This window comes from Variovorax sp. J2P1-31, from assembly GCF_030317215.1.
In the GTDB taxonomy this organism is placed as follows: Bacteria; Pseudomonadota; Gammaproteobacteria; order Burkholderiales; family Burkholderiaceae_C; genus Variovorax.
Window position 1 is genome coordinate 1,629,740 of record NZ_JASZYA010000001.1, and the last position, 19,863, is coordinate 1,649,602.

The following is a 19,863-nucleotide window of genomic DNA, read 5'->3' on the forward strand; positions in this document are numbered from 1 at the left end:
GCGGCGATTCAGGCCGGCAGGCTCACGACCACGCCCCCCGGCCCGACCGAGACACCGTGCCGGTTCTCGCTCCAGACCTGGAGTTCGAGCCGGTGCCGCTGCGCCGCGTCGGCGCCCTCGTCGATCCACTTGCGCTCGACACGGCCCTGCACCACCACCGTGTCGCCCGCGGTGTTGAAGGACTTCATGCGAAAGCCGCGGATGGCATGCAGCGTGCCGGCCAGGCCGATGTACTCGCGCACCGTGCGCTCCCACATGCCCTGCAGGAACATCACGTTGGCGTACATCTCGGGCGCGCCGGTGGACTGCGCATGTTCGGTGTTGTGGTGGATCGCGTTGAAGTCGCGGTTCGCGCCCGCGGCCATCACCATGCGGTAGACCGTGAGCGGAAAGCGCAGCGGGGGCAGCGTGTCGCCGACTGCGACCTCGCTCCAGGTGCGTTGCTGGCCCCAGTCGATGACGGGGTTCTGTTCATGGCTCATGCACTTCATGCGGCGGCGTGGGGGTTGTAGTGGTACATGCTGAAGCGGCAGCGCGCGACGACCTCGGCGTGCTGGTCGACGATCTCGTATTCCCAGGTGGTGAAGGCGCCGCGGCCGACCTGGGTGGCCTTGGGCTGGCAGCGCACCAGGCGGTTGCCGCGCCGCGCGAGCCGGTCGCCCACCTGCACCGGCCGCAGGTAGTCGACCTCGTAGTCGGTCGCCATGTAGGCGCTGGTCGGTGGCATGCCGGGCGGGCGCACGCCCTTGAGCGGGCTGCGCTCGGGCTCGGCGTCGCGGGCGTCGCTGGTGAAAATCGGCGGCTGGCCGGGCGACCACATGGGCGGCAGGGTCCAGGTCATGAGGCTGGTCGAGGGCACGGTGGGTGCCGCATGGCCGTGCTTCTGTGCCACGGCCGCGTCGGTGTGCAGCGGGCAGTCGAACTCCAGCACCTCGAGGTAGCGGCGCACCGCGCTCGGGTCGATGACGTCGGCGCCGTGGAAGGTTTCGGCGCTGCCGAAGTCCTCGCCCACGCGGGCGACCAGGGGCTGCCAGGCGGCTTGCCAGTCGGTGTCGGGTGCGGCCATGGCTAGATTCCGATGAACTCGGCGACTTCGGCCAGCGGCGCGCGCTCGGTCATGAAGCCTTCGAGCGCATGGTCCGGGTCCGCGTAGCCGATCGACATGCCGGTGAACAGCATGCGCTCGGCCGGCAGCGCGAGAAAGCTGCCGATCGTCTTCGGGTAGATCGCCCAGCATTCCTGCGCGCAGCTGTCCAGGCCCTCGCCGCGCAGCAGCAGCATCACGTTCTGCAGCAGCATGCCCAGGTCCGACCATTGGGGCGGGCCCATGCGGCGGTCGACGCTGCAGAACAGCGCGAGCGGCGCGCCGAAGAACTGGTAGTTGCGCGCGAACCATTGCAGCCGCGCGGCCTTGTTCTCGCGCGGGATGTCCAGCCGCGCGTACATCTGCTCGCCCACCGCATAGCGCCGGTCGCGGTAGGGCGACACCAGCTCGCGCGGGTAGATGTCGTACTCGCTGCCTTCGCCGGTGGGTGCCTGCTGCACGCGCTCGCGCATCACCGCTTTGAGTTCGGCCAGCCGCTCGCCGCCCACGAGGTGCAGGTGCCAGGGCTGCAGGTTGCCGCCCGAAGGGGCGCGCAGCGCCTGTTCGAGCACGCGCCGGAGGGTGTCGGCCGGCACGGGCCGGTCGAGGAAGTGGCGCACCGAGCGGCGGCTGGCGATCGCGTCCTGGATGTTCATGGGATGTCCGATGGTGGAAGAGGGGAGCTCAGTGTGCGTCGCGCTTCGGCATCACGACGCCCAGTTCGGCCGCGACCTCGGCGCTGTGCTGGCCCGAGGCGGCCGCATGGCCCAGCTCGGCGTAGTCGAAGGCCGAGAACTGCACCGGCGGGCGCACCTCGAGGTACTCGCCCTCGGTGGGATGGGTGCGCTGGCGGAACAGGCCGGTGGCCTGCAGGTGCGGGTCGGTGGGCAGGTCGTCGATGTCGTTGACGCGCATGGCCGGGATGTTGGCCAGGCGCAGGATCTCCAGCCACTCGTCGGTGCCGCGCTCGGGCAGGATCGCGGCCGCGGCCTCGTACATGCGGCTGGTGTTCTTGCGGCGCAGCGCCTTGTCGGCGAACTGCGGCTGCTGCAGCACCTCGGGATGGCCGGTGGCCTCGAAGAAGCGCACCCAGCGCTCGTCGAGGTAGGGCGCGAGCGCGAGGTAGCCGTCGCGGGTCTTCATCGGCTGGCGCGTGGGGTCGACCTGGCGCGGGTAGCACGAGGGGCCGGTGGGCGGCACGAAGGTCATGTCGCACAGATGCTCGACCAGGTTGAAGCTGGTGACCGACTCGAACATCGGCACCTCCACCTTCTGGCCCTCGCCGGTGCGCAGCCGGTGGATCACCGCGGCCAGCACCGCATAGGCCGCGTGCAGGCCCGAGACCTTGTCGGCCATGGTCATCGGCACGTAGCGCGGCTGCGGGTTGCCGTCGACACGCGGCGGCAGCGAGGCCACGCCCGAGGCGGCCTGGATGATGTCGTCGTAGGCCTGCAGCTTGGCGTAGGGGCCGCGCTGGTCGAAGCCGGTGCAGTGCACGTAGATCACGTCGGGCCGGATCGCGCGCACCTCCTCGTACGACAGGCCGGCGCGCGCGATCGCGTCGCTGCGCACGTTGTGGATGAAGATGTCGCTGGTCTCGATCAGCCGGTGCATGGCGGCGCGGCCGGCCTCGCTCTTCAAGTCCCAGTCGACCGAGCGCTTGCCGCGGTTGAGCCGCAGGTGCACCGGGCTCATGAGCGGCGTGTGCGGCGGCGTGCCGATGATGCGGATGCTGTCGCCCTCGGGCGGCTCGACCTTGATCACCTCGGCGCCGAGGTCGGCCAGGATCTGCGTGCAGTAGGGGCCGAAGATCACCGTCGTGAGGTCGGTGACGCGCAGGCCTTCGAGCATGCGGGGCGATGTCATGTTGTTTCCTTCCTTGCTTCGAAATCTTGGAGTTGCGCGGCGTGCTGCCGCAGGCGCTCGGGGCCGCCCAGGACCTGCCGGTTGAAGCCGATGCGCTTGAACCAGAAGTGCAGGCCCAGCAGGTCGGTGATGCCCATGCCGCCATGCACCTCGGTGGCGGTGCGCGCGACGAAGGTGCCGGTCTCCGACAGGTGGGCCTTGGCATGTGCCGACAGCAGCTCGGCCTCGTCGGGCAGCGCGTCGAAGGCATGGGCCGCGTACCAGACCAGCGCGCGGCCGGGCTCCAGGCCCGCGGCCATCTCGGCGCACAGGTGCTTCACCGCCTGGAAGGAGCCGATCACGCGGCCGAACTGGCGGCGCTCCTTCGCATAGGCGACGGCCTGGTCGATCATGGCCCAGCCCGCCCCCAGCGTGTCGGCCGCGAGCAGGGCCCAGGCGGCGCTGCGCAGCCGCGCCAGCGTGGCGGGTGTGGCGCCGGGCAGGGCCTGCGCGGGCACGTTGTCGAACACCAGCGCGCCCAGCGGGCGGGTCGCGTCGATGCTGCGCAGGGCTGCGCGTTGCAAACCCGGTGCATCGGCGGCGACCAGGTGCAGGGCGCCGCTGCGGTCGGCCACCATGAAGACATCGGCCTGCGCCGCGTCGAGCACGAACAGCGCGCTGCCGTTCAGCCGGCCAGCGTCGGCCCGCACGCCCGCGCCGTCGCGCGCACCGGCCACGCGCTCGGCCATGGCCACGCCGGCGATGCAGTCGCCGCGGGCCAGGCGCGGCAGCCATTGGGCCTGCTGCGCCGCGCTGCCGGCCTCGCGCAGGGCCAGCGGCGCGAGCACCGCGCTGCCGAGGAAGGGCACGGGCGCCACATGGCGACCCAGTTCTTCGGCCACCAATGCGGCGTCGAGCAGCGACAGGCCCAGGCCGCCGTGCGCCTCGGGCACCAGCAGTGCGGGCACGCCGATCTCGCAGAGGGTCTGCCAGACCGCGCGGTCCAAGGGTTCGTCGGTGGCGGCCACGGCGCGCACGCGCTCGAGCGGGCAGGCGCGTTCGAGGCTGCGGCGCACGCTGTCCTGCAGGGCGCGCTGGTCGGGGGAGAGGGCGAATTCCATGAGGGGGGGCTCCGTGCGCGTCAGGCGGCCAGGCGCGGCTCGCGCGGCATGTCGAGGCCGCGCTCCGCGATGATGTTTTTCTGGATCTGCGCGGTGCCGCCGCCGATGATCAGTCCGAGGTCGAACATGTAGCGCTCCTGCCAGATCGCCTGCGCGCGCAGGTGCGGGCTGCCGTGCATCAGCAGGCCGAGCTCGCCCAGCGCGTCGATGGCCAGCCCGGCCAGCTGGTGGCGCAGCTCGCAGCCCTGCAGCTTCACGACCAACGCCGCCAGGCCCAGGTCCTCGCCCGCGGCGGCCGCGGTGAGCAGGCGCAGGCCGTGGCACTTCTGCGCCAGCACATGGCCCTGCAGCCGCATCAGACGGTCGCGCAGCACCGGCAGGTCGATCAGCCGCGTGCCGTCGACGGTCTCGGCCTGCATCAGCTCGACCAGCTCCTGGTAGCGCTGGGTCGTGACCGCGGCATTGCCCAGCGAGCCGCGCTCGTGCTTGAGCGTGGCGTTGGCCACCTTCCAGCCTTCGCCGCGCCCGCCCACGATCTGGTGTTGCGGCACGCGCACGTCGGTGAAGAAGACCTCGTTGAACTCGGCATGGCCGGTCATGGTCTGCAGCGGGCGCACCGCGATGCCGGGCGTCTGCATCGAGAACAGCAGGTAGCTGATGCCTGCGTGCTTGGCCGCGCCGGGCTCGGTGCGCACCAGGCAGAAGATCATGTCGGCCACGTGCGCGGTCGAGGTCCAGATCTTCTGGCCGTTGACCAGGAAATCCTCGCCGTCCTCGGTGGCGCGGGTCTGCAGCGCCGCCAGGTCGGAGCCGGCGCCGGGCTCGGAGTAGCCCTGGCACCAGAGCACCTCGCCGCGCAAGGTGGGCGCGATCCATTCGCGCCGCTGCGCCTCGGTGCCCAGTTCGAGCAGCGTGGGCACCAGCATCGAGATGCCCTGGTTGCCCAGGGGCGGCGCGGCGCCGGCGCGGGTGAATTCCTCGGTGATCAGGTAGGCCTCCATCACGTCGGGCGCGGCGCCGTGGCCGCCGTACTCGCGCGGCACCGTGCGGCCCGCGTAGCCGTGCTCGAGCAGCAGGCGCTGCCAGGCCAGCGCGGCCGCGGGCGGGCGTTGCGCGGTCGGGGCGGTGGCCGAGCGGTGGCCGTGGGTCCGGAGGAAGGCGCGGATCTCCTGGCGGAAGGCTTCGTAGCGCGGGGTCGAACTGAGGTTCATCGGCTGTGGCTGCCGGCAGGCGCGGGCCTGCGGCTTGTCTCCGGTCTGGCTGTTGTGCGGCCCATGCTAGGACCAAGGCCCGGGCCTCTCAATCGTCTCTTCCGACGATGCCGCCGGCCGGAGCGGCTGCCTACGATCCGTCCCGACGCCGACCGTGGCGCAACAGAAAAAACCAGGAGACCGTCATGCCCGTATTCCCCTCCCGCCCGTCGAAGGGCTTCCTGCGCACCGGTGCCGCGCTGCTGCTCGGCGCAGCCGCGGTGTTCACCGCGCACGCACAGAAGCGCTACGACACCGGCGCCACCGACACCACGATCAAGATCGGCCACATCGTCCCGTACTCGGGCCCGGTCTCGGCCTACGGCACGATCGGCAAGACCGCGAGCGCCTGGTTCGCCAAGATCAATGCCGAAGGCGGCATCAACGGCCGCAAGGTCGAGTTCATCTCGCTCGACGACGCCTACACGCCCTCGAAGACCGTCGAGCAGGCGCGCAAGCTGGTCGAGCAGGACGAGGTGCTGGTGCTCTTCGGCCCGCTGGGCACGGCGCACAACATGGCGATCCGCCGCTACATGAACGCCAAGAAGGTGCCGCAGCTCTTCGTGGCCACCGGCGCCACGCGCTTCGGCGACCCCAAGGACTTCCCCTGGACCATGGGCTGGCAGCCGACCTACCAGACCGAAGGCCTGATCTACGCCGAGCACATCCTGAAAACCAAGCCCGACGCGAAGATCGCGATCCTGATGCAGAACGACGATTTCGGGAAGGACTTCCTCAAGGGCTTCATGGACGGGCTGGGCGACAAGGCCAAGCGCATGGTGGTGGCGCAGTCGACCTACGAGGTGACCGACCCGACCATCGACAGCCAGATGGTCAACCTCAAGGCCTCGGGCGCCGACACCTTCTTCAGCATCACCACGCCCAAGTTCGCCGCGCAGGCGATACGCAAGGCGGCCGACATCGGCTGGAAGCCCACGCAGTACCTGTCGAGCGTGTCGGTGTCGGTCTCGGCGGTGATCAAGCCGGCCGGCTACGAGAACGCCCAGGGCGTGATCTCGGCCACCTACCTGCGTGACCCGGCCGACGATCGCTGGAAGAACACCAAGGAATTCGACGACTACAAGGCCTTCATGGCCAAGTACTACCCGGGCGGCGACATGACGGATTCGCTCAACGTGCTGGGCTACTCCTCGGCCCAGACGCTGGAATACGTGCTGCGCAAGGCGGGTGACAACCTCACGCGCGAGAACATCATGAAGATCTCGGCCAACCTGCAACTCACGCTGCCCATGCTCTACCCGGGCATCGACGTGAAGACCGCCGCCGACGACTTCTACCCGATCGAGCGCATGCAGCTGCTGCGCTTCACCGGCACGCACTACGAGCCCTTCGGCCCGGTGATGGGCCGTTGAGCCCGGAGCACGACATGACGCAACAGAACCACACCCTCCCTCGGCGCACCGCGCTGCTGCTGGCCGGCGCGGCCCTTCTGCTGGGCAGCAGCATGGCGCTCGCCCAGAAGAAGTACGACACCGGCGCCTCCGACACCGAGATCAAGCTCGGCATGGCCATGCCCTACAGCGGCCCGGTCTCGTCGTACGGCATCGTCGGCAAGGTCAACGAGGCCTACTTCAAGATGATCAACGACAAGGGCGGCATCAACGGCCGCAAGGTCACGCTGATCAGCTACGACGACCAGTACACCCCACCGCGCACCACCGAGGTGGTGCGCAAGCTGGTCGAGCAGGACGAGGTGCTCGCCGTCTACGGCAACCTCGGCTCGGCCTCCAACGCGGCCATCATGCGGTACATGAACGCCAAGAAGGTGCCGCACCTGCTGCTGGGCGTGGGCGCCGACCGCTTCAACGACCCGAAGAACAACCCCTGGACCACGCCCTACATGCCCAGCTACGAGGGCGAGGGCAGTCTCTACGCGAAGAACATCCTGAAGACGATGCCCGGCGCGAAGATCGCCGTGCTCTACCAGAACGACGATTTCGGCAAGGACCTGCTCAAGGGCCTGAAGAAGGGGCTGGGCGACAAGGCGGCTTCGATGATCGTGGGCGAGGCCTCGTTCGAGATCGCCGACCCGACCGTCGACTCGCAGATCATCAAGCTGCAGGCCTCGGGCGCCGACGTGTTCGTCAACTTCGCCACCGCGCGCTTCGCGGCGCAGGCCATCCGCAAGGTCTACGACATCGGCTGGCGCCCCAAGCAGCAGTACCTGACCTATGTGTCGGCCTACGTGAAGATGACACTGGAGCCGGCCGGCCTGGACAAGTCCAACGGCATCATGGCCATGGCCTTCTTCAAGGACGCGACCCAGCCGCGCTGGGCCGACGATCCGGCGACCAAGGAGTTCCTGGCCTTCATGAAGAAGTACGCCCCCGACCAGGACGTGACCAACGCCGCCGGCGTGTACGGCTACGGCGTGGCGCAGGCGATGGAGCAGGTGCTGCGGGCCTCGGGCGACAACCTGACGCGCGAGAACCTGCTGAAGCAGGCCACCAGCCTCAAGGCGGTGAGCACGGGCATGCTGCTGCCCGGCGTGGCGCTCAACACCTCAAGCACCGACTACTGGCCCTTCAGCACGCTGCAGCTGGTGCGCTTCAACGGCAAGGAATTCGAGCCCATGGGCCAGTCCATTGCCGTCAAATGAGCGCCATTTCCAAAGAACCACCGGAGACACAAGAATGCTCGGACTGATGCAGGACCGCCCGCTGATGATCTCGTCGCTGATCGATCACGCGGCCACCTTCCACCCGGAGACCGAGATCGTCGCGCGCACCGTCGAGGGCCCGGTGCACCGCACCAACTACCGCGAGGTGCAGCGCCGCGCCAAGCGCGTGGCCAACGCGATGCAGGCGCTGGGCATCGCGCCCGGCCAGCGCGTGGGCACGCTGGCCTGGAACACGCACCGCCACCTCGAGCTCTACTACGGCGTCTCGGGCACGGGCGCGGTGCTGCACACGGTGAACCCGCGGCTGTTCCCGGAGCAGATCGACTACATCGTCAACCATGCCGAAGACCAGGTGCTGTTCTTCGACATCTCCTTCGCCGCGCTGGTGGCGCAGCTCGCGCCTTCGCTCAAGACCGTGCACACCTTCGTGGCCATGACCGACCGCGCGCACATGCCCGCGATCGATGTGCCGAAGCTGCTGTGCTACGAGGAGCTGATCGCCGCGCAGAGCGAGGACTACACCTGGCCCGAGTTCGACGAGCGCACCGCCTCGTCGCTCTGCTACACCTCGGGCACCACCGGCAACCCCAAGGGCGTGCTGTATTCGCACCGCTCGACCGTGCTGCATTCGCTGATGGAATGCGCGCCCGACACCTTCAACGTCAACTCGGGCATGACGCTGCTGCTGGCCGTGCCCATGTTCCACGCCAACGCCTGGGGCATGCCGTACTCGGCCGCGATGGCGGGCGCCAAGCTGGTGATGCCCGGGCCCAAGCTCGACGGCCAGAGCCTCTACGAACTCATGCGCGACGAGAAGGTCACCTTCTCGCAGGCCGTGCCCACGGTCTGGTTGATGCAGTTCCAGTACTTCGATGCGCATCCCGAGATCGACACGCTGGCCCTGGGCCTGAAGCGCATCGGCGTGGGCGGCGCGGCCACCCCGCGCAGCATGATCGAGCGCTTCGAGCGCGACTTCGGTGCCGATTTCGTGCAGGGCTGGGGCATGACCGAGACCAGCCCCATCGGCGTGATCGGCAACCTGCTGCCCAAGCACCGCGGCCTGTCGAAGGACGAGCAGACGACGGTCAAGATGAAGCAGGGCCGCGGCGTCTGGGGCGTGGAGCTCAAGATCGTCGACGAGGCGGGCCAGCGCCTGCCGCACGACGGCCAGGCCTTCGGCCACCTGCATGTGCGCGGCCCGTGGATCGCGAGCGGCTATTTCAAGAGCGAGGGCGGCCCGGTGCTCGACGCCGAAGGCTACTTCCCGACCGGCGACGTCGCGACCGTCGACACCGACGGCTACGTGCAGCTGGTGGACCGCGCCAAGGACGTGATCAAGTCGGGCGGCGAGTGGATCTCGTCGATCGACCTCGAGAACGCGGCCAACGCGCATCCGGCGGTGGCCGAGGCGGCGGTGATCGGCATCCCGCATCCCAAATGGCAGGAGCGGCCGCTGCTGGTGATCGTCAGGCGCGCGGGCGCCGAGGTCACGGGCGCCGAGCTGCAGGCCTTCCTCGCGCAGAAGGTCGCGAAGTGGTGGCTGCCCGACCACGTGACCTTCGTCGATGCGCTGCCGCACACCGCGACCGGCAAGCTGCTCAAGACCAAGCTGCGCGAGCAGTTCAAGGACCGGGTGTTCGACGCCGCGTGAGCGGGCCGCCCGCCGGTCCGGCAGGGCCGGCGCGCGGTGCGCCCGCGTCTCTATAGAATCGTTCATCGTCCAGTCCGCAAGGGCTTCCCACTGGATGCCCGAATGCAAACGATGTCTCCGCTGGCGGGGTTGCCGATGTATCGTGGCACCACCGGACGTTTTTCGGAGAACACACGATGATGAGCACTGTCAGTCGGCGCGCCTTTCTTGCGGGATCTTCCGCCCTGGCGCTCGGCATCGCGGGCCCATCGTTTGCCGGGGCGCCGATCCTGCTGGTCCGCGGCGCCATCGAGGGCGCCGATGCCGCCGGCAACCGGCGCTTCGACCTCGAGGCGCTGCAGGCCATGCCGCAGACCGCCTTCAAGACCGCCACCCCCTGGAACAAGACGCCGGTCACCTACAGCGGCGTGGCGGTGGGCACCTTCCTCTCGTCGCTCAAGGCCAAGGGCAGCCGGGTGCGGCTGATCGCGCTCAACGACTACGCGGTGGTCGCCGACATCGAGGACCTGGCCAGCAACGGCGCGATCCTGGCCATCGCCAAGGACGGCGTCGCCTTGCCGATCTCGGACAAGGGGCCGATCTTCGTGGTCTTCCCCTTCGACCGCGACTCCAAGCTGCGCTCCGACAGCTTCTACCTCTACGCGGTCTGGCAGCTGTGCCAGATCGACGTGCTCTAGGCGCGTGCCCATGATGCGGCTGCGTGCTCCGGCCCTGCCTGCGCGATCTCCAGGACGGCGGCGCCGGGCGCCGGTGGCCACGCCACGTTCGCGACGCGATGCCCGCGCGTGCCAGTCGGGGTGCCGATCTTGAAACCCCTGCGCCGCTTTCGAACCGTGCTGATGGCGGTGGTGGCGCTGGTGGTGGCAGGCATCGCGGTGACGGTCACGCTGGCCAACTACCTGATGTGGAGCTCGCAATCGACGCGCTTCAACATCACGATCGAGAGCGGCCAGCTGTCGGCCGAGCTGTTCCGCTTCGAGCTGGCGGTGGCCGAACGCTTCCTGCCGGGCTCGCAGACCACCCAGGCCGAGGTGGAGCTGCGCTACCAGATCCTGCTCAATCGCCTCGAGATCATCCACAACAGCGAGACCTTCGCCGCGCTGACCCAGCTGCCGGAAGGCGCCGCCGAGTACGCCCATGCGACGGAGGCGATCCGCCGCGTGGAGCAACGGCTGCCCGAGCTGGGCGAGCCGGCGGCGGCGCGCGAGGTGCTGGGCGAACTGCTGCCGCTGAACGGCCGCATCCTGCGGCTGGCCTCGAGCGCGCAGACCGTGCTGACCGACAACATCGCGCGCAAGCAGGAGAGCCTGGGCCGGGTCATCGCCGGCGTGTCGGTCATCGTGGTGGTGTTGGTGCTCGTCGGCCTGGCGCTGATGGGCTTCGTGCTGCGGCTCAAGCGCCGGTCGGACCGCGACGCGCGGCACGACGCCCTGACGGGCGTGCTGAACCGGCACGGCTTCAACCTCGCGCTGGCCGGCCAGCCGCCCGGCGGGGCCTGCGCGATCGTGCTGCTCGACATCGACCATTTCAAGGACATCAACGACCGCTTCGGCCATGACGCCGGCGACGTCTTCCTGATCCAGTTCGCGGCCCGGCTGGCCGAGGTGGTCGACGGTGCGCATCTGGTGGCGCGGCTGGGCGGCGACGAGTTCGCGATCGTCTTCCTGGGCCCCCAGGCGGGCGAGGAGGCCGAGGCCTGCTGCGAGCGCATCGCGCGCGCGCTGGCGGCGCCCTTCGACGTGGGCGAGGCGCACCTGACGGCCACGGCCAGCATGGGCATCGCCTTCAAGGCCTCGGGACAGCTCGACAACGCGGTGGCCCTGATGAAGAGCGCCGACATCGCGCTCTACGCGGCCAAGGGCGCGGGCCGCGCGCGCCACCTGGTCTTCGACCCCGCGATGCGCGATCGGGCGCTGCGCGAGCAGCGGCTGCGCCAGGGGCTGGCCGAGGCCGAGAAGCGGGCGGAATTCCACCTGCGCTTCCAGCCCATCGTCGACATCGACGGCGGCCGCACCGTCGGCTTCGAGGCGCTGCTGCGCTGGACCCACCCCGAACTGGGCCATGTGTCGCCGGCCGACTTCATCCCGGTGGCCGAGCGCAGCGGCCAGATCGTCTCCATCGGCCGCTGGGTGGTGGAGGAGGCCTTCCGCGACGCCGCCACCTGGCCCGACGACGTCTTCATCTCGATCAACCTCTCGGCCCGGCAGTTCACCGACGCCACCTTCTGCGTGTTCGTGGAGCGCGCGCTGCTGCGCTTCGCCATCCGGCCCGAACGGGTGATCTTCGAGATCACCGAGAGCGTGCTGCTGCACAACAACGCGGCCGGCATCATCAGCCGCTTCCGGCGCCTGGGGGTGCAGGTGGCGCTCGACGATTTCGGCACCGGCTTCGCCTCGCTGAGCTACCTGCGGCGTTTCGAGCTCGACAAGATCAAGATCGACCAGTCCTTCATGCAGGCCGGCCACACCGATCCGCGCAACGCGGTGATCGTGCGCGCCATCTGCAGGTTGGCCGAGGAGCTCGACCTGGAGATCATCGCGGAGGGCGTCGAGACGGCCGAGCACCTGGCCTTCGTCCGCTCCATCGGCTGCCGCCTTGTGCAGGGCTACTACTTCAGCCGCCCGCTGCTGGCCGAGGATTGCGCGGCCCGGTGGCAGGCCGCGCCGGCGGCCTGAGCAAAAAAGGCGCCGGCGATCTGGCAAAAGCTTGATCCAGCGCAAGACATGGCCCGAAAGGCGAGCGGGCCGGGTGCGCACGGCCGGCTTTGCCCGGACACTCGGCGACCTGTTCACGAGGAGATGTCATGCAATTCGTCGTTCACAACGGCTCGGGGAATCAATGGTTCTGGGAGCTTCGGTCGAAGCGCGACAACGCGCTCTACGCGCGCAGTTCGCAAGGCTTCGCCGACCACGACGCCGCCATCGCCTCGGTGCTGGCCGTGCGGGCGGCCGCGGGCATGGCGCCGACCCTCGACGACCTGGGCCTCCCGCTGGCGCTGCCGGCCGGCGACCCGGGGCAGGCAGCCAACTGAGGGGGCGCCGCGACCTTCCATCCCTGGTTTCCTCGCCCCCCGCCCTTGCGGGTGCATTCCTGATGGAAAAGAGAACTAAAGTTTCTTGAAAAACGCGGGATTTGTCACTGATTGCGGGGTCGGACCGCCCTGGGGCCCGTGCATTCCAGGCGAAAGAACGGCTTAATCGGGGTGCCGGCGAGGTTTGTCACAGATTGTTAAGTGAGAACAAAATGCCTCACGCAATCGGGCCCTCGCCGACGCTCGCCATTCCTCGTGTTCAAGCTGGAAAAAGACATGACGACCGATCTCCGCCGCATTGCACTGACCGTCGACGAGCCGTGGCCCGGCATGTACTTCTGGGTGCTCCAGGAGGAGAACGACGACGCCGGCATCTACGAGCCCATCGATTCGGCGGAGTCGCCCGCCAGCAGCTACCACTCGGCGCTGGCCGCCGGCTACATCGCCCTGCAGGCGGTGTGCGGCCTGACCGGTCCGCGCCGGGGCGGCGCGGTGGCGCCCCTGTTCATCAGCCCTTCGATCGACCTGCAGCACACCACCTTGCAGTGACCCGGCGGCGCGCCAGGCGCCGCACCGCCAACGAAAAAGGCCGATCCGCCCGCGAGGGGGATCGGCCTTTGCACGTCCGCCGGGGCGGGAACGGCCGTCAGGCGTTGCGGGACGTGGGCGTGCGCGCGTCGGTGGGCTGGCGAACCGACACGGAGAGTTCGCCCGCCGCCGACACCTCGCCCGTCGAGGTCTGGGCGAAGGCCCGCTGCTGGTACATGGTCTGGCGCCGCGCGCGCGTGTTGCGCACCGCGATGCTCTGGCGCCGGACCATCTCGCGCACCGCGTCCTCGGCCGCGATCAAGGCGTTGCGCGCCTTGAGCATCTGGCCCACGCGGTCCGGTTCGGGCCACATCCAGGTCGGCAACAGCGCCCAGGACGCCTTCAGCGGGTCGCGCAGATCGTCATAGGCGCGCTGGTCGGCCTTGTAGGCCGCTTCCAGCGCTGCGACGGCTTCTGCAAATTCCAATTCCCACTGACTCATAAGATCTCCGGTTGACGCACCAGTATGATTGCGTCGAACTGTTACCCAATGTTAACTTCTTCACGGCGACCGGCTTTGTTCGCCGGGCGCGGACCGGTTTTTTCGGCGCATTGCAGCCCGGCCGGGACGGGGCGGGAGAGGGTGGGGAGGGCGGCCGGAGAACGATGAGTTCTTTGGTATTCATCGCTCGCAGAGACGCGCCGAAGAAGGCCGCCAAGGGCTGCACTTTGCCTCGGCGGCGCGGGATTCGTGGGGGGCCGCGGCCTGGCGCGCCACGCGGCGGCACGATACTCGACGGGTGTCATTCCAACTGCTGCACCAACTCGCCCAATCCCGCCTGCCGGTCACCGTCTTTGCTGGAAAGGACGTCGATGGCCTGCGCGTGCTCCAGCTCGCGGGCCACATCAAGGCGGACATTCCATTGCCGGTGCGGACCCTGACCGGCCACGACCAACCGCCGGCGACGGTGACCGCCGTGACGCCGCTCGGGCGGCAGATGGTCAAGCGATTTCCGCCGTTGCGCCCGCGCTGAGCGCCGGCGCCAGGCGGCTAGGTCGACGAGCCTTCGCGCAGGCTCGATGTGTTTTCCTGGAGGGTGGCGATCGACCGCCGCACGCGCCGGGCCAGCGCATCGGTCAGCAGCCCGTTCGGACGGGCGAAGGCGATCACCGCGCCGAGCCCCGCCACGGCCAGCGCGAACCAGAGGGCCAGAAACTCCGCATTCGACAGTGTTTGCATGATTGTGTCCTCGAATGGCGCCCGGCGGGGGCTTGGGAGCGCAGTCTGCGCCGCGCGGCCCCGGGCTTCAATACGCCGTTTGGCTAGGGCCTGTCGGCCTATCCCGGACAGGGCGGCTCAGCGCCGCACCAGCGCGATCAGGTACTTGCAGACCTGCTGGCCGGGATTGAAGAAGCTGCATTCGGCCGGCGGACCCAGTTGCAGGCAGTCGCCCACGTTGAGCCGGTGCACCGTGGTGCCTTCCTGGAACTCCAGCAGCCCCTGGGTCACGAGGATCTGCTGGTGCTGGAAGGCGAAGGCGGTGGCCGGGTAGGGCACGCGCACGTTGGCCGGCAACTCGATCTCCAGCAATTCGAGCATGCCGTGGTCGGGCGGGGACAGCGCGCGCCGCAGGTAGCCGGTCTCGGGATCGCGCCAGACCGGCTGCGTCGCCCGCACGCTGATCCGCTCCCCCTGTTTCTCGGCCAGTGCCAGCAGCGCCGACAGCGCCATCCCGAACGCCCCCGAGAGCTTGCCGAGCACCGTGGCCGTGGGGCTGGCCTCGCCGCGCTCGATCTTGCTGATCATGGCCTTGGAGACGCCGGAGCGCTCCGACAGGTCGGCCAGTGACAGGCCGCGCGCCACCCGTTCTTTCTTGATGGAAGCCGAGATGGCGTCGGTGGGGTCGTCGTTCATGTCCGGGCTATTGGATCAAAAAAAAATCTTTCAAAGTAGTTGATCGTCTACTATGATGGACGCACCGAACACCATCGCTCCTTGATCCAGCGCAAGGAACCGTCGCGATGCACTGCAACAAGGAGAGAGACATGCGCCGTGAAATCCATCTGAACGCCTTCGACATGAACTGCGTGGGCCACATCCAGCAAGGCCTGTGGACGCACCCGCGCGACCAGTCGGCGCGCTACCTCGACATCCACTACTGGACCGACTATGCCCGCCGCCTCGAGGCCGGCCTGTTCGACGGCATCTTCTTCGCCGACGTGGTGGGGGTCTACGACGTGCTCGGCGGCAACGCCGACGCGGCCCTGCGCGGCGCGGTCCAGGTGCCGGTCAACGACCCGACCCTGCTGATCCCGGCCATGGCCGCCGCCACCCGGCACCTGGGCTTCGGCGTCACGGCCAACCTGACCTACGAGACGCCGTACCTCTTCGCGCGCCGCATGTCCACGCTCGACCACCTGACGGGCGGGCGCATCGGCTGGAACATCGTCACCGGCTACCTGGACAGCGCCGCGCGCGCCGTCGGCCTCACCGGCCAGACCGCGCACGACGACCGCTACGACCTGGCCGACGAGTACATGGCGCTGGTCTACAAGCTCTGGGAAGGCAGCTGGGAAGACGGCGCCGTGCTCGCCGACAAGGCCCGCGGCCTCTACGCCGATCCGGCCCGGGTGCACGCGGTGCATCACCAGGGCCCGCAGTACAAGGTCGATGCCATGCACCTGAGCGAACCCTCGCCGCAGCGCACGCCGGTGCTCTACCAGGCCGGCTCCTCGGCCCGCGGCTCGCGCTTTGCCGCCACCCATGCCGAATGCGTGTTCGTCAACGGCCAGAGCAAGCCCGGGGTGAAGAAGATCGTCGACGACATCCGCCAGCAGGCGGTGCAGCGCGGGCGTGCCGGCGCCGACATCAAGGTCTTCCTCGGCGCCACCGTGGTGACCGGGCGGACCGAGGCCGAAGCGCAGGAGAAGTACGCCGAGTACCGGCGCTACGTGAGCTCCGAGGCGGCGCTGGCCCATGCCGCGGCGTCGATGGGGATCGACTTCGCCAAGTACGACATCGACGAGCCGATCGAGACGGGCAAGAGCCAGGCCATCGTGTCCAACGTCGAGGCCATGACGCGCAGCGCCGGCCCGCAATGGACCCGCCGCAAGCTGCTCGAGCAGATGGTGCTGGGCAGCCGCCAGCAGCCGATGGTCGGCTCGGCCGAACAGATCGCCGATGCCCTGGTGGCCTGGACCACCGAGGCCGACGTCGACGGTTTCAACCTCTCGCGCACCGTGGTGCCAGAGTGCTTCGACGACTTCATCGCGCTGGTGGTGCCGCTGCTGCAGGAACGCGGCGTCTACAAGACGCGCTATGCCGAAGGCTCGCTGCGCGGCAAGTTGTTCGGCCGCGACCGGCTGCCGGCCAGCCACCCGGTGGCCCAGCACCGCCGGCCGGCCGCGGCCTGAGCGCCGGCCCCTTTTCATTGGCAGGAGACGACATGCTCGACAAGCAAAGCTACAAGGAAGCGATGGCCAACCTCGGCGCCGCCGTGAACGTCATCACCGGCCACGCCGCCGAGGGGCGCGTGGGCTGCACGGTCTCGGCCGTCTGCAGCGTGACCGACGAGCCGCCGACGCTGCTGGTCTGCATCAACCGCAGCAGCCAGAACAACGCGGCCTTCAAGGCGGCCGGCGCGCTGTGCGTCAACGTGCTCTCGGCCGACCAGCGCGGCATCGCGGAGCGCTTCGCCACCAAGAACATCAGCGCCGACGAGCGCTTCGGCCTGGCGCAATGGGATGTGCTGGCCACCGGCGCGCCGGCGCTGCGCGATGCGCTGGCCTCGCTCGATTGCGAGATCGTCTCGGCGATGGAGGTCGGCACGCACACGGTGTTCTCCTGCACCGTGAAGGCGGTGCGCACCGCCGAGCGCGGCGACGGCCTGGTCTATTTCGGGCGCGGCTACCACCGGCTCAACCAGGCCACCTCGGCCCTGCGCTGAACCCCGCCACCGAGCCGATGCCCATGGTCGACCCCTACCGCCACAAGGCCCGCTCGCTGGCCATCCTGCTGCTGTGCGAGGTCGGCGCCATGACGGTCTGGTTCTCCTCGGCCTCGGTGGTGGCGACGGTCAAGCAGAGCCAGGCCGTGAGCGCGCAGGCCGCGGCGCTGCTGACCAGTTCGCTGCAGGCCGGCTTCGTCATCGGCACCATCCTGAGCGCGCTGTTCTCGCTGGCCGACCGCTTCGATCCGCGCCGGCTGTTCATGGGCTCGGCCCTGGTGGCCGCGGCCGCGACCGCCTGGCTGGTGTTCCTGCCGCCCACCGGCGCGCTGGTCTATGCGCTGCGCTTTCTCACCGGGATGTGCATGGCCGGCGTCTACCCGGTCGGCATGCGCCTGGCCGCCACCTGGGCGCGCGGCGACCTGGGCCTGCTGATCGGCCTGCTGGTCGGCGCGCTGACCCTGGGCTCGGCCAGCCCGCACCTGCTGGCGGCCAGCGGCGGCCTCGACTGGCGCTGGGTCTACGCCGTCGCCGCGGCCTGCGCCGCGCTGTCGGGGCTGGCGGTGCTGGCCTGCAAACTCGGGCCGCACATGAAGCGGGCCGCGCGGCTGGACCTGTCGGCCTTCACCCAGGCCTGGCGCGATCCGGCCGTGCGGCTGTCCAACCTGGGCTACCTCGGCCACATGTGGGAGCTCTATGCGATGTGGGCCTGGCTCGCGGTGTTCCTGCAGGCCAGCTTCAGCCTCAACGGCATGGCCGACGCCGGCCACAGCGCCAGCCTCTGGACCTTCGCCACCGTGGCGGCGGGCGTGCTCGGCGCCTGGGGCGGCGGGGTGCTGGCCGACCGCATCGGCCGCACCGCCGTCACCATCGCCGCGATGGCCACCAGCGCCGCCTGCGCGCTGCTGATGGGCTGGTTGCTGGGCGCCTCGCCCTGGGTGGTGATCCCGGTGGCGCTCGTCTGGGGCGTGAGCGTGATCGCCGATTCCGCGCAGTTCTCGGCCAGCATCGCCGAGCTGGCCGAGCCGTCCTCGGTCGGCACCCTGCTGACGGTGCAGACCTGCGCCGGCTTCCTGCTGACCCTGGTCAGCATCCACCTGGTGCCGCATGTCGTCGCCCTCGCGGGCTGGCCGGGCGCCTTCGGCATGCTGGCCCTCGGGCCCTTGCTCGGCTGCGTGGCGATGTTCCGCCTGCGGCAGCGGCCCCAGGCCCTGCGGCTGGCCCACGGCCGGCGCTAGCCGCGCCGCCTCGATTTCCTTCCTTTCTCCGACCTCCACGCGACGCGAATCATGAGTGCCTATCCCGAAATCCGCCTGCTGATCGACAACCAATGGCGGCGCTGCGCCGACAGCCGCCCCGTGCTCAACCCTTCGGACGAGGCCGAGATCGGCCGGGTGCCGGTGGCCGGCCCCGACGACATCGATGCCGCGCTCGCCTCGGCCGCGCGCGGCCTGGCCGTGTGGCGCCGCACCGCACCGCAGCAGCGCGCCCGCGTCATGCTGCAGGCGGCGGCCCTGATGCGCGAGCGGGCCGAGACCATCGCCCTGGCGATTACGCTGGAGCAGGGCAAGCCGCTGGCGCAGGCCCGGGCGGAGGTGCTGCGCGGTTGCGACCTGATCGCCTGGGACGCGGAGGAGGGCCGCCGGCTCTACGGCCGCGTGATCCCGGCCGAGCCCGGCATGCGCCACACCGTGGTGCGCGAGCCCGCGGGCGTGGTGGCGGCCTTCACGCCCTGGAACTTCCCGATGAGTTCGCCCGCGCGGAAGGTCGGCGGCGCGCTGGCCGCGGGCTGTTCGATCATCCTCAAGGCGGCCGAGGAAACGCCCGCGGGCGCGGTGCTGCTGGCCCAGGCCTTCGTCGATGCGGGACTGCCGCCCGGCGTGCTCAACCTGGTGTTCGGCGATCCGGCCGCGATCTCGTCGCGGCTCATCGCCGACCCAGTGGTGCGCCTGGTCACCTTCACCGGCTCGACCGCCGTCGGCAAGCACCTGGCCGAGCTGGCGGGCCGCCACATGAAGCCGGTGATCATGGAGCTCGGCGGCCATGCGCCGGTGATCGTCTGCGAGGACGCCGACCCGGTCGCGGCCGCGATCGCCTGCGTCAAGGGCAAGCTCAACAACGCGGGTCAGGTCTGCGTTGCGCCGACCCGCTTCTATGTGCACGCCGCGGTCTACGAGCCCTTCGTCGCGGCCTTCAAGGCCGAGGCCGACGCGGTCCGTGTGGGCCCCGGCACTGCCGCCGGCAGCGACATCGGCCCGGTCACCAACGCCCGTCGGCTCGAGGCGCTGCAGGCCATGGTCGACGATGCGGTGGCGCGCGGCGCGCGCCTGGTCTCGGGTGGCCATCGCATCGGCCGCACGGGCTACCACTTCCCGCTGACGGTGCTGGCCGAGGTGCCGGACGATGCGCTGGCGATGCGCGAGGAACCCTTCGGCCCGCTGTGCCTGATCGCGCGCGTGGCGAACCTCGGCGAGGCGATCGCCAAGGCCAACAGCCTGCCCTTCGGGCTCGCGGGCTATGCCTTCACCGAATCGGCGCGGAACGCGCACGCGCTGGGCGAAGGCCTCGAACTCGGCAACCTGGCCATCAACCACCTGGTGTCGGCCGTCAGCGAGACCCCTTTCGGCGGCGTCAAGGACAGCGGCTACGGCCGCGAAGGCGGCACCGAGGGCCTCGAGTGCTACACGCACGCGAAGTCGATCTCGCACAAGGTGCACTGAGCACCCGCCGCTAAGTTCCTCGAAGGACACATCGGGAGCCGCGAG

General features: G+C 69.6%; 21 protein-coding genes. 12 read left to right on the top strand and 9 right to left on the bottom strand.

The genetic code is table 11. The annotated features are described in order from the left end of the window. Positions 1–8: 8 nt before the first annotated feature. The 6 genes from QTI20_RS07470 to QTI20_RS07495 are packed head-to-tail and all read right to left on the bottom strand — an operon-like array spanning position 9 to position 5,261. On the bottom strand, positions 9–482 hold the full coding sequence (locus QTI20_RS07470; RefSeq protein WP_286548783.1) for a hotdog family protein: 474 nt from the start codon (positions 480–482) through the stop codon (positions 9–11). A 5-nt stretch (positions 483–487) separates the two neighbouring features. Continuing rightward, positions 488–1,066, bottom strand: coding sequence for an FAS1-like dehydratase domain-containing protein (locus QTI20_RS07475; protein WP_286548782.1), 579 nt, complete (start codon positions 1,064–1,066; stop codon positions 488–490). Positions 1,067–1,068: 2 nt separating this feature from the next. Further along, the gene (locus QTI20_RS07480) at positions 1,069–1,740 is read right to left on the bottom strand and encodes a nitroreductase (protein WP_286548781.1); all 672 of its coding nucleotides are present in this window, start codon (positions 1,738–1,740) and stop codon (positions 1,069–1,071) included. Positions 1,741–1,768: 28 nt separating this feature from the next. After that, positions 1,769–2,950 (bottom strand): CaiB/BaiF CoA transferase family protein, encoded by a 1,182-nt coding sequence (locus QTI20_RS07485; RefSeq protein WP_219217236.1) that lies wholly within the window; start codon positions 2,948–2,950, stop codon positions 1,769–1,771. Beyond that, positions 2,947–4,050 (bottom strand): acyl-CoA dehydrogenase family protein, encoded by a 1,104-nt coding sequence (locus QTI20_RS07490; protein ID WP_286548777.1) that lies wholly within the window; start codon positions 4,048–4,050, stop codon positions 2,947–2,949. The genes QTI20_RS07485 and QTI20_RS07490 overlap by 4 nt, the downstream gene beginning before the upstream one ends. Before the next feature lie 20 nt (positions 4,051–4,070). Next, the gene (locus QTI20_RS07495) at positions 4,071–5,261 is read right to left on the bottom strand and encodes an acyl-CoA dehydrogenase family protein (protein WP_286548774.1); all 1,191 of its coding nucleotides are present in this window, start codon (positions 5,259–5,261) and stop codon (positions 4,071–4,073) included. Positions 5,262–5,446: 185 nt separating this feature from the next. Here QTI20_RS07495 and QTI20_RS07500 point away from each other — a divergent pair, with 185 nt between their 5' ends. The 7 genes from QTI20_RS07500 to QTI20_RS07530 all read left to right on the top strand — a co-directional run bounded on the left by QTI20_RS07500 (position 5,447) and on the right by QTI20_RS07530 (position 13,172). Then, positions 5,447–6,673, top strand: a complete 1,227-nt coding sequence (locus tag QTI20_RS07500; RefSeq protein WP_286548772.1) for an ABC transporter substrate-binding protein — start codon at positions 5,447–5,449, stop codon at positions 6,671–6,673. A gap of 14 nt (positions 6,674–6,687) precedes the next feature. Beyond that, positions 6,688–7,920, top strand: a complete 1,233-nt coding sequence (locus QTI20_RS07505) for an ABC transporter substrate-binding protein (protein ID WP_286548770.1) — start codon at positions 6,688–6,690, stop codon at positions 7,918–7,920. A gap of 34 nt (positions 7,921–7,954) precedes the next feature. Further along, on the top strand, positions 7,955–9,592 hold the full coding sequence (locus QTI20_RS07510; RefSeq protein ID WP_286548767.1) for a 3-(methylthio)propionyl-CoA ligase: 1,638 nt from the start codon (positions 7,955–7,957) through the stop codon (positions 9,590–9,592). Between the two features lie 179 nt (positions 9,593–9,771). Then, positions 9,772–10,269 (top strand): putative pterin-binding protein, encoded by a 498-nt coding sequence (locus tag QTI20_RS07515; protein WP_286548765.1) that lies wholly within the window; start codon positions 9,772–9,774, stop codon positions 10,267–10,269. A gap of 129 nt (positions 10,270–10,398) precedes the next feature. Continuing rightward, on the top strand, positions 10,399–12,267 hold the full coding sequence (locus QTI20_RS07520; protein ID WP_286548764.1) for a putative bifunctional diguanylate cyclase/phosphodiesterase: 1,869 nt from the start codon (positions 10,399–10,401) through the stop codon (positions 12,265–12,267). 128 nt (positions 12,268–12,395) lie between these two features. Next, positions 12,396–12,623, top strand: coding sequence for a YegP family protein (locus QTI20_RS07525; RefSeq protein WP_286548763.1), 228 nt, complete (start codon positions 12,396–12,398; stop codon positions 12,621–12,623). A gap of 276 nt (positions 12,624–12,899) precedes the next feature. After that, a complete protein-coding gene (locus QTI20_RS07530; RefSeq protein ID WP_286548761.1) occupies positions 12,900–13,172 on the top strand; it encodes a hypothetical protein in 273 nt (90 codons plus the stop codon). A gap of 97 nt (positions 13,173–13,269) precedes the next feature. Here QTI20_RS07530 and QTI20_RS07535 read toward each other — a convergent pair whose 3' ends face one another. Further along, positions 13,270–13,653, bottom strand: a complete 384-nt coding sequence (locus QTI20_RS07535; protein WP_286548759.1) for a hypothetical protein — start codon at positions 13,651–13,653, stop codon at positions 13,270–13,272. A gap of 298 nt (positions 13,654–13,951) precedes the next feature. Between QTI20_RS07535 and QTI20_RS07540 the strand changes: the two genes are divergently transcribed. Beyond that, entirely contained in the window at positions 13,952–14,185 is a 234-nt protein-coding gene (locus QTI20_RS07540; RefSeq protein ID WP_286548758.1) for a hypothetical protein, read from the top strand. Positions 14,186–14,202: 17 nt separating this feature from the next. On the opposite strand, the gene QTI20_RS07545 is transcribed toward QTI20_RS07540, so the two are convergent. Together QTI20_RS07545 and QTI20_RS07550 are read right to left on the bottom strand one after the other, a co-directional pair. Continuing rightward, entirely contained in the window at positions 14,203–14,391 is a 189-nt protein-coding gene (locus QTI20_RS07545; protein WP_286548756.1) for a hypothetical protein, read from the bottom strand. Between the two features lie 117 nt (positions 14,392–14,508). Next, on the bottom strand, positions 14,509–15,066 hold the full coding sequence (locus tag QTI20_RS07550) for a helix-turn-helix domain-containing protein (protein ID WP_286548755.1): 558 nt from the start codon (positions 15,064–15,066) through the stop codon (positions 14,509–14,511). Between the two features lie 131 nt (positions 15,067–15,197). Between QTI20_RS07550 and QTI20_RS07555 the strand changes: the two genes are divergently transcribed. Genes QTI20_RS07555 through QTI20_RS07570 form a run of 4 tightly spaced genes read left to right on the top strand, consistent with a single transcriptional unit; the run spans position 15,198 to position 19,818 of the window. Continuing rightward, complete coding sequence (locus tag QTI20_RS07555; RefSeq protein ID WP_286548752.1) at positions 15,198–16,565, top strand: LLM class flavin-dependent oxidoreductase; 1,368 nt, start codon at positions 15,198–15,200, stop codon at positions 16,563–16,565. A gap of 32 nt (positions 16,566–16,597) precedes the next feature. Then, a complete protein-coding gene (locus QTI20_RS07560; protein WP_183025918.1) occupies positions 16,598–17,098 on the top strand; it encodes a flavin reductase in 501 nt (166 codons plus the stop codon). 23 nt (positions 17,099–17,121) lie between these two features. Further along, complete coding sequence (locus QTI20_RS07565) at positions 17,122–18,336, top strand: MFS transporter (protein WP_286548749.1); 1,215 nt, start codon at positions 17,122–17,124, stop codon at positions 18,334–18,336. A gap of 51 nt (positions 18,337–18,387) precedes the next feature. Next, positions 18,388–19,818 (top strand): NAD-dependent succinate-semialdehyde dehydrogenase, encoded by a 1,431-nt coding sequence (locus QTI20_RS07570; protein ID WP_286548747.1) that lies wholly within the window; start codon positions 18,388–18,390, stop codon positions 19,816–19,818. The last annotated feature ends 45 nt before the right edge of the window (positions 19,819–19,863 follow it).

What these genes read in the sequence shown, in the direction of transcription:
- QTI20_RS07470 (WP_286548783.1), bottom strand. Translation starts at nt 482, where the DNA reads ATGAGCCATGAACAGAACCCCGTCATCGACTGGGGCCAGCAACGCACC.
- QTI20_RS07475 (WP_286548782.1), bottom strand. Translation starts at nt 1,066, where the DNA reads ATGGCCGCACCCGACACCGACTGGCAAGCCGCCTGGCAGCCCCTGGTC.
- QTI20_RS07480 (WP_286548781.1), bottom strand. Translation starts at nt 1,740, where the DNA reads ATGAACATCCAGGACGCGATCGCCAGCCGCCGCTCGGTGCGCCACTTC.
- QTI20_RS07485 (WP_219217236.1), bottom strand. Translation starts at nt 2,950, where the DNA reads ATGACATCGCCCCGCATGCTCGAAGGCCTGCGCGTCACCGACCTCACG.
- QTI20_RS07490 (WP_286548777.1), bottom strand. Translation starts at nt 4,050, where the DNA reads ATGGAATTCGCCCTCTCCCCCGACCAGCGCGCCCTGCAGGACAGCGTG.
- QTI20_RS07495 (WP_286548774.1), bottom strand. Translation starts at nt 5,261, where the DNA reads ATGAACCTCAGTTCGACCCCGCGCTACGAAGCCTTCCGCCAGGAGATC.
- QTI20_RS07500 (WP_286548772.1), top strand. Translation starts at nt 5,447, where the DNA reads ATGCCCGTATTCCCCTCCCGCCCGTCGAAGGGCTTCCTGCGCACCGGT.
- QTI20_RS07505 (WP_286548770.1), top strand. Translation starts at nt 6,688, where the DNA reads ATGACGCAACAGAACCACACCCTCCCTCGGCGCACCGCGCTGCTGCTG.
- QTI20_RS07510 (WP_286548767.1), top strand. Translation starts at nt 7,955, where the DNA reads ATGCTCGGACTGATGCAGGACCGCCCGCTGATGATCTCGTCGCTGATC.
- QTI20_RS07515 (WP_286548765.1), top strand. Translation starts at nt 9,772, where the DNA reads ATGAGCACTGTCAGTCGGCGCGCCTTTCTTGCGGGATCTTCCGCCCTG.
- QTI20_RS07525 (WP_286548763.1), top strand. Translation starts at nt 12,396, where the DNA reads ATGCAATTCGTCGTTCACAACGGCTCGGGGAATCAATGGTTCTGGGAG.
- QTI20_RS07530 (WP_286548761.1), top strand. Translation starts at nt 12,900, where the DNA reads ATGACGACCGATCTCCGCCGCATTGCACTGACCGTCGACGAGCCGTGG.
- QTI20_RS07535 (WP_286548759.1), bottom strand. Translation starts at nt 13,653, where the DNA reads ATGAGTCAGTGGGAATTGGAATTTGCAGAAGCCGTCGCAGCGCTGGAA.
- QTI20_RS07545 (WP_286548756.1), bottom strand. Translation starts at nt 14,391, where the DNA reads ATGCAAACACTGTCGAATGCGGAGTTTCTGGCCCTCTGGTTCGCGCTG.
- QTI20_RS07550 (WP_286548755.1), bottom strand. Translation starts at nt 15,066, where the DNA reads ATGAACGACGACCCCACCGACGCCATCTCGGCTTCCATCAAGAAAGAA.
- QTI20_RS07555 (WP_286548752.1), top strand. Translation starts at nt 15,198, where the DNA reads ATGCGCCGTGAAATCCATCTGAACGCCTTCGACATGAACTGCGTGGGC.
- QTI20_RS07560 (WP_183025918.1), top strand. Translation starts at nt 16,598, where the DNA reads ATGCTCGACAAGCAAAGCTACAAGGAAGCGATGGCCAACCTCGGCGCC.
- QTI20_RS07565 (WP_286548749.1), top strand. Translation starts at nt 17,122, where the DNA reads ATGGTCGACCCCTACCGCCACAAGGCCCGCTCGCTGGCCATCCTGCTG.
- QTI20_RS07570 (WP_286548747.1), top strand. Translation starts at nt 18,388, where the DNA reads ATGAGTGCCTATCCCGAAATCCGCCTGCTGATCGACAACCAATGGCGG.